The organism is Novosphingobium sp. NFX11 (assembly GCF_057376415.1).
Genome location: NZ_CP080385.1, coordinates 1,858,852 through 1,872,316 on the forward strand (window position 1 = coordinate 1,858,852; position 13,465 = coordinate 1,872,316).

Below are 13,465 nucleotides of genomic sequence, written 5' to 3' on the forward strand. Positions count from 1 at the left end.
GACCCATGACCCGAGTGACCGAGATCCGTTATGTCGGATATGGCGTCGAGGATTTCGACGCCGAACGCGCTTTCTACACCAACGACTGGGGCCTCGTCGAAGTGGCCGGTGATGACCAGATGGCGTGGTTCAAGACCCACGGCCATGACGAGCATCACGTCGTGCGGTTGCACAAGTCGGACGCCAACCACGTCGAGGTGATCGCCTTCGCCGCCGACACCCGCGAGGATGTCGATACCCTGCACGACAAGGTCGCCCAGGCGGGCTGCCGGGTCGTCCATACCCCGCGCGATCTCGATGCGCCGGGCGGCGGCTACGGCTTCCGCTTCTTCTCGCCCGACGGCCTGCCCTTCGAGATTTCCGCCGAAGTCGCGCGCTCTGCCAAGCGGGCGATGGAGCGCTGGGAAGGCATGCCGGTGAAGATCAGCCACATCGTCGTCCACTCGCCCGACCATCAGGGGCTGGTGCGCTTCTTCACCGAGGTGCTGGGCTTCAAGGTGAGCGACTGGCTGGGCGACTTCATGTGCTTCCTGCGCTGCAACGAGGCGCACCACCGCGTCGCCATCCTGCCCGGACCGCCGTGCCTCGACCACGTCGCCTACGACATGCTGACGGTGGACGACATGTTCCGCGGTGCCCACCGCCTCAAGCAGCACGGCACCGACATTCGCTGGGGGCCGGGCCGGCACACGGCGGGCAACAACACCTTCAGCTACTTCGTGACGCCGGGCGGCTTCGCGGTCGAGTATACTTCCGAACTGGAGGACGTGGACTTCGAGAACCACGTCCACAAGGTCCACGTGCCCGCGCCGCTGGTCATGGACCAGTGGAGCATCGGCGTCGGCGGTCCCCAGACGATGCCGCACCCCAGGCCCGACGCGAAGCTGTTCCAGCCGGCGGAGGTGTGACAGGTGGCCCTCTTCGAATACTTCCCGAACTACATCTGGAACCTCTCGGTCGCGATCGCGATGGAATCGGGCGCGCAGCTCGGCGAGATCATCGACATGTGCAAGCCGATCCGCGACGCGGCCGACAGCGGCGCGGACGCGGGCACACCGCAGTTCATGAAGGCATGGGCGGCGATGGGCGACAAGCTGCTCGATCTCGCCGCCGAGGACGAGGCGAAGGGCTGCGCCTTCTCTGCCTCCAGCAAGCTGGAACGCGCCTCGCTCTACCTGATCACGGCGGAGCGCATGCAGGGCCACGGCGCACCGGGGCGCGAGGCGACTTACGCGAAGGCGCGCGAGGCGTTCGACCGCTCGACCGCGCTGGGCAAGCTGAACCGCGAGCGCGTCGAAATCCCGCTGGAACAGGGCACCATGCCCGCGTTGTTCACCCGCGCTCCCGGATCGGGCCGCAAGCCCGTGGTGGTGTTCTGCAACGGCCTCGATAGCTGCAAGGAGCTGCTCTACTGGACCCGGCTCCCTGAAGAACTGGCGCGGCGCGGCATCTCCACCCTTTGCGTCGACCAGCCCGGCTCCGGCGAGGCGCTGCGCCTGCAGAGCCTGCCGGTCGACCCGCATTCCGAAAGCTGGGCGAGCAAGGCGGTGGACTGGCTGGAGCAGCAGCCCGAAGTCGATCCCGGGGCCATCGGCATGACCGGCATCTCGCTCGGCGGTCACTTCGCGCCGCGCGCCGTCGCCTACGAACCGCGCTTCGCCAGCGGCGCGGTCTGGGGCGCCAACCATAACTGGCGCGAGGTGCAGGACAAACGCATGTCGCGCGAGGGCGAGAACCCGGTGCCGCACTACTGGGCGCACGTCCACTGGGCCTTCGGGGCCGAGGGTCAGGAAGACTTCCTCGCCAAATCCGAGGCGATGAACCTCAACGGCCATATGGACGGCATCAGGGTTCCGTTCCTTGTTACCCATGGTGCGCAGGACCGCCAGATCAGCGTCGCCTACGCCGACGACCTTTATGACCAGCTCGTCAACTCGCCCCGGCGCCAGAAGGTGATCTTCACCCCGCGCGAAGGCGGCGTCGAGCACGTCGGCGCCGACAACATGGCCTATGGCCGCGACCTGATCTCCGACTGGTTCGCCGAAACGCTTGGAGGAGCAACCGCATGAGCCCCCGTAGTGCCAACAGGCAGTTCATCGACCTCTCGATCACGCTGTGCAACGACGTGGTCAGCGACCCGCCGTTCCTCAAGCCCGAGATCACCTACCAGAACCACATGGACACGGCGGGCGAACTGGACATGTTCTTCCCCGGCGTCACCGCCAACGACACCCCCGACGGCGCCGGTTTCGCGGCCTCCGAATGGGTGAAGCTGACGACGCACAGCGGCACGCACCTCGACGCGCCCTACCATTTCCACCCGACCATGAACGGCAGGGACGGCGAGCCCGAACGCTCGATCACCATCGACGAAGTGCCGCTGGAATGGTGCTTCCAGCGCGGGGTGAAGCTGGACTTCCGCCACCTGCCGGACGGCCATGTGGTCACCGCCGCCGAAGTCGAGGCGGAACTCGCGCGGATCGGCCATGACCTGCAGCCGCTCGACATCGTTCTCGTCAACACGGCGGCGGGCAAGGCGCTCGGGCGGCCGGACTTCGTGAACGTCGGCTGCGGCATGGGCTACGAGGCGACGATGTACCTGACCGAGCGGGGTGTGCGCGTCACCGGCACCGACGCCTGGTCATGGGACGCGCCTTTCGCGCATACCGCGAAGAAAGTGCAGGAGACCGGCGACACCTCGCTGATCTGGGAGGGCCACAAGGCCGGGCGCGACATCGGCTACTGCCACCTCGAAAAGCTGCACAACCTTGAGGCATTGCCGCCGCACGGCTTCACCGTCAGCTGCTTCCCGCACAAGATCAAGGGCGCCTCGGCGGGCTGGACCCGCGCCGTCGCCATCATAGAGGACTGAGCCCGCCATGCGCCTCGCAACGCTTGCCGACGGGACGCCGGACGGCCGCCTCGTCGTGGTTTCGCACGACGGCGCGCGCTGCCTTGCGGCGTCAATCCCCAACCTGCTGGGCGCGATGGAGGACTGGACGGGTGCGGAAGCGCTGCTGCGCGATCTTGCCGCCCGGCTCGCAGCGGGAGAGGGCGATCCGCTCGACCCCCGCTTCTGCGCGCGCCGCTCCCGCGTTCGTGGCAGTGGCTCGACGGTTCGGCATTCGGCACACACGGCGAACTCATGCAGATCGCCTTCAACCTGCCGCCTATCGAGACCGACCGTCCCCTGATGTACCAGGGCATGTCCGACCGTTTTCTCGGTCCCGCCGACCCGGCGGCGTTCCCCAGCGAAGCCGACGGCATCGACTTCGAGGGCGAATTCGGCGTCATCGTCGATGCGGTGCCGATGGGGGTGACGCCGCAGCAGGCGCTCGGCCACATCCGGCTGGTGGTCCAGATCAACGACTGGTCGCTGCGCGCGATCGCGCCGATCGAGATGAAGACCGGTTTCGGCTGGGTCCAGGCCAAGCCGGCCTGCTCGATGGCACCTTTCGCCGTCACGCCCGATGCGCTCGGCGCGGCATGGCGCGACGGGCGTGTCTGCATGGATCTGCAGATCGACTGGAACGGCAAGCGCTTCGGCCGGGCGAGCGGCGGCGCCATGGACTTCGGCTTTCACGAACTTGTGGCCCACGCCGCTCGCACGCGCGATCTGGTCGCGGGCACGATCATCGGTTCGGGCACGGTGTCCAACCCGGATTATGCAGAAGTCGGTTCCAGCTGCATCTCCGAAGTGCGGGCCATCGAGATGATCCGCGACGGCAAGCCCTCCACGCCGTTCATGGCCTATGGCGACAGGATCTCGCATGGAAGCTCTGGCGGCGGACGGCGGTGCGCCATTCGGCGCGATAGACCAGACCGTCTCGCGCGTCTGAGGTACCTCCCTTTTCCGGTGCTGTAGGAGTCAGGCGGCTTCCAGCCTGACCGTCGCAGCCGCCAGTGCCCGGCGCCATCCCGCCAGCAGGCGGTCGCGGACGTCGTCCGGCATGGACGGCAGGTAACACGTCTTCTCGCTCCGGGCTGCGGCGATGGCCTGCGTATCCGGCCAGACGCCGACCGCAAGCCCGGCGAGGAAGGCAGCACCCAAAGCGGTCGTCTCGAGATGCGCGGGGCGTTCCACCGGGATGCGCAGTATGTCGGCGAGGAACTGGCACAGCCAGGCATTGGCCGCCATGCCGCCGTCCACCCGGATGGCCGATGGGCGTGTGCCGCTGTCGGCGATCATCGCCTCGATCAGATCGAGCGTCTGGTAGGCGACCGCCTCCAGTGCGGCCCGGGCGAGGTGGGCGGGTTCGGTGTCGAACGTCAGGCCGACGATCGTGCCGCGCGCGTCCGGGTCCCAGTGCGGGGCGCCCAGGCCGACGAAGGCGGGCACCATGTAGACGCCGTGGTTGTCGGCGATGCGCGTCGCCATGTCGTCGGTCTGGCGGGCGTGCGTGATGATGCCGAGCCCGTCGCGCAGCCACTTCACCGCCGCGCCCGCGGCGAAGATCGAGCCCTCCAGCGCATAAGTCATGCGTCCGCCGATGCGGTAGGCGGGCGTCGTCAGCATGCCGTGCTCGGAGGTTACCGCCGTCTCGCCGGTGTTGAGCAGTACGAAGCAGCCGGTGCCGTACGTCGACTTGACGGTGCCGGGCGCGAAGCACGCCTGCCCGACCAGCGCCGCCTGCTGGTCTCCGGCGATGCCCGCCAGCGTGACCGGGGCGCCGAAAAGCTCCGGCAGCGTCTGCCCGAAGACGTGGCTGCTGTCCTCCACCTGAGGCAGCATCGCCATGGGCACGCGCAGCAGGGCGCAGAGATCCGCGTCCCAGCGCTGCGCGTGGATATCGTAGAGCAGGGTGCGGCCCGCGTTGGTGACGTCGGTGGCGTGGACCGCGCCGCCGGTCAGGCGCCAGAGCAGGAAGCTGTCGATCGTCCCGAAGGCCAGTTCGCCGCGCTCCGCCCGCTCGCGCGCGCCCTCCACCGCGTCGAGGATCCAGGCGACCTTGGTGCCGGAGAAGTACGGGTCGAGCAGCAGGCCGGTCCGCGCGCGCACCATGGCCTCGTGCCCGGCCTCGCGCAGCTGGGCGCACGTGCGGGCAGTGCGCCGGTCCTGCCAGACGATGGCGCGGTGGATCGGCTCTCCGGTCGCGCGGTCCCATACCACCACAGTCTCGCGCTGGTTGGTGATGCCGATGGCGGCGAGGTCGGCGGCGGTGATGCCCGCCTCGGCGATGGCCTCGCCGACGGTGGCGACGACATCGCGCCAGATGTCCTCCGGATCATGTTCGACCCAGCCGTCCTCGGGATAGTGCTGGGCGAATTCGCGCTGCGCGGTGGCGAGCGGACGGCCCTGCGCATCGAAGACGATGCTGCGGGTCGAGGTCGTGCCCTGGTCGATGGCGAGGATATACAGAATCGGCTGGCACTGGGCATCTCTCCACGCGGCATTGAGGTCAGTTGACTTTGGGCAGATATTTTTCTTCTGGTAAGGCCAATCTACTACTCATATAGAGCACGGCGTCAATCGCCCGAACGGGATGATGGTTAGGGCGTCGCTCGGCGGGAGCGCCGCGATGGCCCGTGAAAGAGGATGTCGAATGCCTTCTTCGGACAGTTCCGTGCCGCTGGATACCGCTTGTGTGCCGTTGAGTGCCGCCGAGTGCACCTACGATCTGCTGGTCGTCGGTGGCGGCATCAACGGTGCGGGCATCGCCCGGGATGCGGCAGGGCGCGGACTTTCGGTGCTTCTGGTGGAGAAGGAGGACCTTGCGCAGCACACCTCTTCGGCCAGCACCAAGCTGATCCACGGCGGCCTGCGTTACCTCGAATATGGCGAATTCCGACTGGTCCGCGAGGCCCTGATCGAGCGCGAGCGGCTGCTGTCCATGGCCCCGCACATCATCTGGCCGCTGTCCTTCGTGCTGCCGCAAGTCAACAGCCCGCGCCCCGCCTGGCTGGTGCGGCTGGGGCTGTTTCTCTACGACCACCTCGGCGGTCGCAAGGTCCTCCCCGCCACCCGCACGATCCCGCAGCTGGCCCGCGATCCGCGCGGTAACGGTCTGAAATCCGGCGCAAAAGCTTTCGTCTATTCGGACTGTTGGGTAGAGGACAGCCGCCTCGTCGTTCTCAACGCAATGGACGCAGAGGCGCGCGGCGCCCGCATCTGCACGCGCACCCGCCTCGTCTCCGCCGAGCGCTCCGACGGCCTCTGGACCGCGACGATTTCGGATGCGCAAGGAAGGCATAACGTCCGCGCCCGAGCCCTCGTGAATGCCGCCGGTCCATGGGTCGCCGACGTGATCGCCCGCGTGCCCGATGGCCGCAGCGATCGCGGCGTCAGGCTGATCAAGGGCAGCCACATCGTCGTCCCGCGCCTTTACGAAGGCGACCATGCATTCCTGCTGCAAAACCCTGATAAACGGGTAGTTTTCGCGATCCCCTACCAGGGCGAATTCACCCTCGTCGGCACTACCGACGAAGCCTGGGACGAGGCCCCCGGCGCCGCCGCGATCTCCGAGGGAGAGACCCGCTACCTGCTCGACACCGTGGCCCGCTACTTCACCCGCCCGATCGGGGAGATTGATCTGGTCTGGAGCTACGCTGGCATCCGCCCGCTCTACGACGACCGCGCCAGCAGCGCCTCGGCGGTCACCCGCGACTACGTGCTCGACCTCGATGCGGAGGACGGCCGCGCGCCGATGCTCAACATCTTCGGCGGCAAGATCACCACTTATCGCAAGCTGGCGGAGCACGCGATGGAGAAGCTCGCCCCGCTCCTTTCGCCGCAATCCGGCGCCTGGACCAGCGGTGCGATCCTGCCCGGCGGCGACATGCCCGAAGCGGACTTCGAACGCTTCGCCGCGACCCTGATTGCCCAGCGCCCGGGCCTCCCCGCCGCCCTCCTTCGCCGCCTCGCCCGCGCCTACGGCACCCGCGTCGCCACCCTGCTCGGAGACGCGCGCGACGTGGCGGGACTCGGCCACCATTTCGGCGGCGACCTCTACGCCGCCGAGGTCGATTATCTGGCCCGCCACGAGTGGGCGCGGACCGGCCGCGACGTGCTGTTCCGGCGCTCCAAACTCGGCCTGAAACTCGACAAATCGGTCGAGATCCGCGCTCGATGAACACATTGCTGCATGGTCGTGATGTGGCCTGCCCAAAATGGTAAGACCTCTCTGGACATGGCGGTTTTCCGCGACTAATCAACGATAAGAATCTTGGGAGACAGAGCATGAAGGCGGTCGGAATCCGGACGCGGGCCAGCGGAGCGAGGCAGTGAGAACCGTGCGCAACTTGCGCTGGTGGATCGTCGCGCTGATCTGCGTCGGCACGATCCTGAACTACCTCGCCCGCAATTCGCTCGGCGCGCTGGCTCCCGAACTGACGAACGTGCTGCATATCTCGACGCAGCAGTACAGCTACATCGTCGGCGCCTTCCAGCTGGCCTATACGGTGATGCAGCCGGTCTGCGGCTGGATCGTCGACCGGGTAGGCCTGCAGATCGGCTTCGCGCTCTTCGCCGCCGCATGGTCGATCGCCAACATGGCCCACGCCTTCGCGGGCGGCTGGATGGGCCTCGCCTTTTTCCGCGGTTTGCTGGGGATGAGCGAGGCCGCTGCAATCCCCTCGGGGATGAAGGCCATTGCCGAGTGGTTCCCGGCCAAGGAACGCTCGGTCGCCACCGGCTGGTTCAACGCGGGCACCTCGCTCGGCGCGCTGATCGCGCCGCCGCTGGTCATCGCCGTCTCGCTCGCCGCCGACTGGCGCGCCGCTTTCCTCGTCACCGGCGGGGTGGGGCTGTTCTGGGCCTACGGCTGGTATCGCCTTTACCGCTCCCCGCAGAAGCACTGGGCGATCACCCCGGAAGAGCGCGCCTATATCGAGCACGACCGCCCGGTCGCGCCCGCCCGCCGCGCCTCGGCGAAGGAGATCGTCTCCAGCCCGCGTTTCTGGTCTATCGCCATCCCGCGCTTCCTGGCCGAGCCCGCGTGGCAGACTTTCAGCTTCTGGATTCCGCTCTATCTGGCGCACGAGCGCGGCATGGACATCAAGCAGATCGCGCTGTTCGCCTGGCTGCCGTTCCTAGCGGCCGACCTTGGAGGCGTGCTGGGTGGCTACCTCTCGCCGTTCTTCATGAAGCGCTTCGGCATGAGCCTGATCCCCTCGCGCGTCACGGCGATCAGCCTAGCTGCCGTGCTGATGATCGCGCCGGGCTGCATCGGTCTTGCCGCCGATCCCTACACCGCGATCGCCCTGTTCTGCGTCGGCGGCTTCGCGCACCAGATCATCTCGGTGCTGATCAACACGCTGAGCGCCGACGTCTTCTCGCCCGAGGAAGTGGGCACCGCCAATGGCTTCGTCGGACAGGCGGGCTGGCTCGGCGGCCTGCTGTTCTCGCTGCTGATCGGGCAGCTGGCCGACAGTGTCGGCTATGCTCCGCTGTTTGCCTGCCTTTCGGTTTTCGACCTTCTCGGCGCGGCCGTGCTGATCGCCATGATCGGCCGCCTGCGCTCCGCCGTTTCGGAGTAAGTTCATGCGTCAAGCGACCCTCTCCCGCCCGCCGCTGTTCCACGTCGCCGAGCGCGATACCGGCCGCATAACCCTGCGCAGCGATACCGCCGCCGTCGCGCATGTCTTCGTGCTGGAGGAGGACGTCGTGCGCCTGCTCCTGCTCCCCGAAGGCACCGTGAAGGGGCCGCCGAGCTGGGCCGTCGCGCCCGGCGCCGAGGACGTCGCCGAGCCCGGCCGCGACCGCATGAGCGTGGAGGGCTTCGCCTGCCCCGACTACCGCCTCGACGACGCCGACGGCACGCTGGTGATCGAGACCGCGCGCATCCGCCTGACGATCCGCCTCGACGGTTTCCACTGCGGCTGGGAGCAGCGCGCCGGTGACGGATGGCAGCTGATGATGGCCGATCGCCCGACGCAGAGCTATGATTTCGGCTGGTGGGACGGCCGTGTCTCGCACTACGTCGCGCGTCCGGCGGGCGAGCGCTACTACGGTCTTGGCGAGCGTTCGGGCGGCATGGACCGGACAGGGCGGCGCCTGCGCATGACGAACCTCGACCCAATGGGCTACGACGCGCAGAGTTCGGACCCGCTCTACAAGACGATCCCCTACCTGCTCGTCGCCGATGCGCAGAACGTCTGCCACGGCGCGTTCTACGACATCATGGCGGACGTCACCGTCGATCTCGGCGAGGAGCTGGACAACTACCACGGCCATTATCGCTCGGTCGTGGCTGATAGCGGCGACCTTGACCTCTACATGATCGCCGGGCCTGACGCGCTGGCGGTGACGCGCCGTTTCACGTGGCTGACCGGCCGCCCCGCGCTGATGCCGCGCTGGGCGCTGGGCTATTCCGGCTCGACGATGACTTATACCGACGCCCCCGATGCGCAGGCGCGGATGCAGGATTTCGTCGACAAGCTGGAGGAGCACGACATCGGCTGCACCTCGTTCCACTTGTCCTCGGGCTACACCTCGATCGGGCTGAAGCGCTACGTCTTCAACTGGAACCGCGACAAGTTCCCCGATCCCGCTGCCTTCGTCGAGGGCTATCGCGCCGCGGGGATCGAACTGGTGCCCAACATCAAGCCCGCGTTCCTGCGCGACCATCCGCGCTTCGCCGAACTGGCCGAGGCCGGGCTGCTGGTCGCCGACGCCGATGGCACGCCGATCGAGGTGCAGTTCTGGGACGAACTGGGCTCCTTCATCGACCTGACCAAGTCCGAAGGTGCGGCCTGGTGGCGGGCGCAGGTGAAGGCGGCGCTGCTCGATTACGGTATCCGTTCGACGTGGAACGACAACAACGAATACGGCGTGTGGGACCGGCGGGCGTTGTTCGACTTCTTTGGCTCGCCGCGCCCGGCCGCCGAGGCGCGGCCCTTGCAGTCGCTGCTGATGATGCGGGCTTCGCGCCGGGCTCAGGTGGAGCATGACGCGGTGCGCCGTCCTTACGTAGTGTCGCGTAGCGGCATGGCGGGGCTCCACCGCTATGCGCAGACGTGGACGGGCGACAACCGCACTGACTGGAAGACCATCCGCTACAATGCCAAGATGGGGCTGGGACTGGCGCTTTCAGGCGTGTCCAACAGCGGGCATGACGTGGGTGGGTTCGCGGGCCGCAAGCCGGAGCCGGAACTGTTCCTGCGCTGGGTGCAGGCGGGCGTGCTGATGCCGCGCTTCTCGATCCATAGCTGGAACGACGACGCCAGCGTCAACGAGCCCTGGATGTACCCGGAACAGCTTCCCGCGATGCGCCGCCTGATGGCGCTGCGCCAGACGCTGATCCCGTATTTCTCGGACCTGCTCTGGCGCTATCACCGCGATTACGAGCCGGTTTCGCGCCCGCTCTGGCTGGACTTCCCTGAGGATGCCGCAGCCTGGACCGACGATGATGCGCATCTGCTGGGCCGCGACCTGCTGGTCGTTCTCGCCTGTGAGGAGGGCGTCGATACCGTCGGGACCACCTTGCCTGCTGCAGCCGACTGGATCGACCCCTGGACCGGCGCCGTCCACGTGGGCGGAGGGGCCGTCACCCTCGCGGCGCCTCTCGACGGCCTGCCGCCGGTGCTCGCCCGTGCGGGCAGCACGATTCCGGTCGATCTCGCCCAAGGCGGGGTGCGGCCGGGCGCATTCGAGCGGGGCCTCTGGCTGTTCCCGCCGACGCGCGGTGACAGCGCTGCGTGGTCCTTCCACGAGGACGATGGCGAGGGTTACGGCGACGCCGATGTCTGGAGCGGCACGTGCCGGGCCACTGCCGACGAAGTCACTGTGACCGTCGAGCGCACTGGCGAGGGCGTTTTCGGGAATGGCACCATCACACTGCTCCTGCCGATCGGCGATTCTGCGCAAGCTGGTGGTTGATGGCTACGAAAGCACGCCGGCAGAACATGACGGCCGCAGCGGTGTGCGCATAACGGTGGCCTGACCGCGTGAAGGGTTGGTCTGCACAGCTCTTCTTCATCGCGGAATGGCTGAAAACCTAGATTTATCGACGAAATCGGACGTTCCGGGGAGTTGGCTCTTCGGAGTGTTCTGCTGCCTGTCTGCTGCTCGCCTTTTAGAGGCGATATAAATTCCGCGAATAGAGCAAAACATTTATTGCCATTGGTAAGGTCAGTTGATAATCCGCTGACCACAGGCTGACAAAGCCGCTGGGATGACCTTCGCTGGACGAAGGGGAGGAGAAAATAGATGAAACTTTGGCATCACCTCTGCGCAACCACGATCATCGCGGGCGCCGGCGCGCTCGCCGTGCCTGTGATGGCGCAGGATGCGGCTCCGGCCCCCGCCGCCGCCCAGTCCGGCGCGGCCGACAACTACGGCGGCGACATCATCGTGACCGCCAACAAGCGCTCCGAAAGCGTGCAGGAAGTGCCGCTGGCCGTTTCGGTCGTGGCGCCCGGCAAGCTGCAGACCGCCGGTGTCAGCGGTTTCCAAGATCTCTACAAGGTCGCCCCCTCGCTGCGCATCAACCCGGCGCAGCAGCCGCAGAGCGCCAATATCTCGCTGCGCGGCGTCGGCACGTATGCCTTCGGCATCGGCGTCGAGCCCAGCGTCGCGGTGCTGATCGACGAAGTGCCGCTGGCCTTCCAGGCGCGCGCCTTCACCGACCTGCCCGACGTGGAGCGCCTCGAAGTGCTGCGCGGTCCCCAGAGCACCCTCTACGGCAAGGCCGCTTCGGCGGGCCTCATCAACCTCATCACCCGTGGCCCCACCGACAAGCTGGAAATGCGCGTCAACGGTAAGGTGACCAGCGACGACGAAGTCGCCAGCAGCTTCAGCGTCTCCGGCCCGCTCACCGATACCCTCGGCTTCATCGTGTCGGGCAGCTATTCGTGGTGGGACGGCAACGTCCGCAACATCACGCTGGACAAGGACGTCAACAGCCGGCAGGCCTCCAGCTTCCGTGGCAAGCTGAAGTGGGAGCCCAGCAGCGACGTCGCGATCACCCTGGCGGCCAACTACAATGACGGTGAAACCCACTCGGGCATGCCATTCATCAACCTTGCAAGCGGCGCGCTCTATCGCGGCCGGGCCGGATATACGGCTGACGTTGCGCTGCCGGGCATCACGGTCGGCCCCGACAACCAGCAGGTCGTCGACAACGTCGATTCGGGCACCAATTACCACGGTTACGGCGGCTACCTGCGTGGTGAGTTCGGTATCGGCGACATGACGCTGACCTCGATCACGTCCTACGACCGCTTCAAGCTGCACGACTTCGTCGACCAGGATCAGACCGTCGCGCCGATCGACGGCAACAACATCGAGCGCGGCACCTTCAACTCCGAAATGGTGACGCAGGAAGTGCGCCTGCAGTCGCCTGCGGAGGACAAGTTCCGCTATACCGTGGGCGTCTACTTCGCCGACACCAGCTTCAACCGCCCGTTCTATCGCGGGCCGGAGTTCTCGCTGGCGCAGTGGTTCGCCACTGCCAAGCAGCGCCAGATTGCCGGTTTCGTGCAGGCGGACTGGGAATTGGTGCAGGGCCTGACGCTGACCGGCGGCGCGCGTCTGCAGAACGAGAAGGTGTCGTACACCTTCAACGACATCTACAACGGCAATGGCTACTGGTCGGGCAACGCCAGCGACACCGCCGATACCTACAAGGCCAGCGTTCGCTACGAATTCACGCCTGACATCAGCATGTTCGGCACGTTCGCCACCGGCTACAAGGGGCAGACCTACGATCTGTCGACCGGCTTCAATGCCACCCGCGCGGCGGCCGGTGCGATCAAGCCCGAGACGTCGAAGGACTGGGAACTGGGCCTGCGCAGCCAGTTCCTCGACCGCGCAGTGACGCTCAACGTCACGCTGTTCAACACCACTTACAAGAACCTGCAGGCGCAGCAGATCGAAACAGTCGGCGATACGCAGTACTTCCGTCTCACCAACGTGGGCGGCCTGCGCACCCGGGGTATCGAGACCGAGATTTTCCTGCGTCCGGCGCAGGATCTGACGCTGAGCGCAGCGGGTACGTATCTTGATGCCAAGTACACCTCGTTCGAAGGCGCCGCGTGCTATGTCGGTCAGACCGCAGCGCAGGGTTGCACCGGCGGGTCGGTCAAGAGCCAGGATCTGACCGGTGAGCGGCTTACCTCGCCCACGTGGAACCTGCAGGCCAGCGCGGACTTCACGCCCGCACTGACCGACAGCCTGCGCGGTGTCGCTCAGGTCAGCTGGCAGTACCAGAGCGCGACCCATGCCAACGACCCGGCGACCCAGATGGACGCGTTCCACATCGTCAACCTGGGGATCGGCGTTCGCGCCGAGGACAAGGCCTGGGAAGTGGTCGCCTTCGTCAACAACGTGTTCGACCAGCAGTATTACGCCACCATCATCAACCGCGCGAGCTTCTTCGGAAACAGTGCAGCCGCCAACGCGATCCTCCCGCGTGACTTCCGCCGCTACGGCGGGGTCCGGTTCAACCTGAATTTCTGAAGCAGGATCGGGGGCGCAGGTCGGCCCCGATTTTTTCCGGGGTGCAGGCAGCGCAAGGTCTGCACCCCC

At 66.8% G+C, this 13,465-nt stretch carries 8 protein-coding genes and 1 pseudogene; 8 read left to right on the top strand and 1 reads right to left on the bottom strand.

The features are described from left to right. The first annotated feature begins 5 nt into the window (after window positions 1–5). The 4 genes and pseudogenes from KZO24_RS26290 (at window position 6) to KZO24_RS26305 (ending at window position 3,839) form a co-directional block, all read left to right on the top strand. The gene (locus tag KZO24_RS26290; protein WP_271183994.1) at window positions 6–908 is read left to right on the top strand and encodes a VOC family protein; all 903 of its coding nucleotides are present in this window, start codon (window positions 6–8) and stop codon (window positions 906–908) included. A 3-nt stretch (window positions 909–911) separates the two neighbouring features. Further along, window positions 912–2,069: an alpha/beta hydrolase family protein gene (locus KZO24_RS26295; RefSeq protein WP_271183995.1), complete on the top strand. Its 1,158-nt coding sequence runs from the start codon at window positions 912–914 to the stop codon at window positions 2,067–2,069. Further along, window positions 2,066–2,872: a cyclase family protein gene (locus KZO24_RS26300; protein ID WP_271183996.1), complete on the top strand. Its 807-nt coding sequence runs from the start codon at window positions 2,066–2,068 to the stop codon at window positions 2,870–2,872. Before KZO24_RS26295 ends, KZO24_RS26300 begins: the two co-directional genes overlap by 4 nt. Before the next feature lie 7 nt (window positions 2,873–2,879). After that, a pseudogene (locus KZO24_RS26305) lies at window positions 2,880–3,839 on the top strand (fumarylacetoacetate hydrolase family protein). Between the two features lie 29 nt (window positions 3,840–3,868). Here the strand turns inward: KZO24_RS26305 and glpK are convergent. Beyond that, on the bottom strand, window positions 3,869–5,362 hold the full coding sequence (gene glpK, locus KZO24_RS26310; RefSeq protein WP_486487771.1) for a glycerol kinase GlpK: 1,494 nt from the start codon (window positions 5,360–5,362) through the stop codon (window positions 3,869–3,871). Between the two features lie 181 nt (window positions 5,363–5,543). On the opposite strand from glpK, the gene KZO24_RS26315 reads away from it, so the two are divergent. The 4 genes from KZO24_RS26315 to KZO24_RS26330 all read left to right on the top strand — a co-directional run bounded on the left by KZO24_RS26315 (window position 5,544) and on the right by KZO24_RS26330 (window position 13,396). Continuing rightward, complete coding sequence (locus KZO24_RS26315) at window positions 5,544–7,070, top strand: glycerol-3-phosphate dehydrogenase (RefSeq protein ID WP_486487439.1); 1,527 nt, start codon at window positions 5,544–5,546, stop codon at window positions 7,068–7,070. Window positions 7,071–7,221: 151 nt separating this feature from the next. Further along, the gene (locus KZO24_RS26320; RefSeq protein WP_271184000.1) at window positions 7,222–8,475 is read left to right on the top strand and encodes an MFS transporter; all 1,254 of its coding nucleotides are present in this window, start codon (window positions 7,222–7,224) and stop codon (window positions 8,473–8,475) included. A 4-nt stretch (window positions 8,476–8,479) separates the two neighbouring features. Further along, window positions 8,480–10,816, top strand: a complete 2,337-nt coding sequence (locus tag KZO24_RS26325; protein WP_486487440.1) for a glycoside hydrolase family 31 protein — start codon at window positions 8,480–8,482, stop codon at window positions 10,814–10,816. 330 nt (window positions 10,817–11,146) lie between these two features. After that, window positions 11,147–13,396: a TonB-dependent receptor gene (locus KZO24_RS26330; protein WP_271184002.1), complete on the top strand. Its 2,250-nt coding sequence runs from the start codon at window positions 11,147–11,149 to the stop codon at window positions 13,394–13,396. Window positions 13,397–13,465: the final 69 nt, after the last annotated feature.

Coding starts and splice junctions, on each gene's coding strand:
- KZO24_RS26290 (WP_271183994.1), top strand. CDS start 6: ATGACCCGAGTGACCGAGATCCGTTATGTCGGATATGGCGTCGAGGAT.
- KZO24_RS26300 (WP_271183996.1), top strand. CDS start 2,066: ATGAGCCCCCGTAGTGCCAACAGGCAGTTCATCGACCTCTCGATCACG.
- KZO24_RS26315 (WP_486487439.1), top strand. CDS start 5,544: ATGCCTTCTTCGGACAGTTCCGTGCCGCTGGATACCGCTTGTGTGCCG.
- KZO24_RS26325 (WP_486487440.1), top strand. CDS start 8,480: ATGCGTCAAGCGACCCTCTCCCGCCCGCCGCTGTTCCACGTCGCCGAG.
- KZO24_RS26330 (WP_271184002.1), top strand. CDS start 11,147: ATGAAACTTTGGCATCACCTCTGCGCAACCACGATCATCGCGGGCGCC.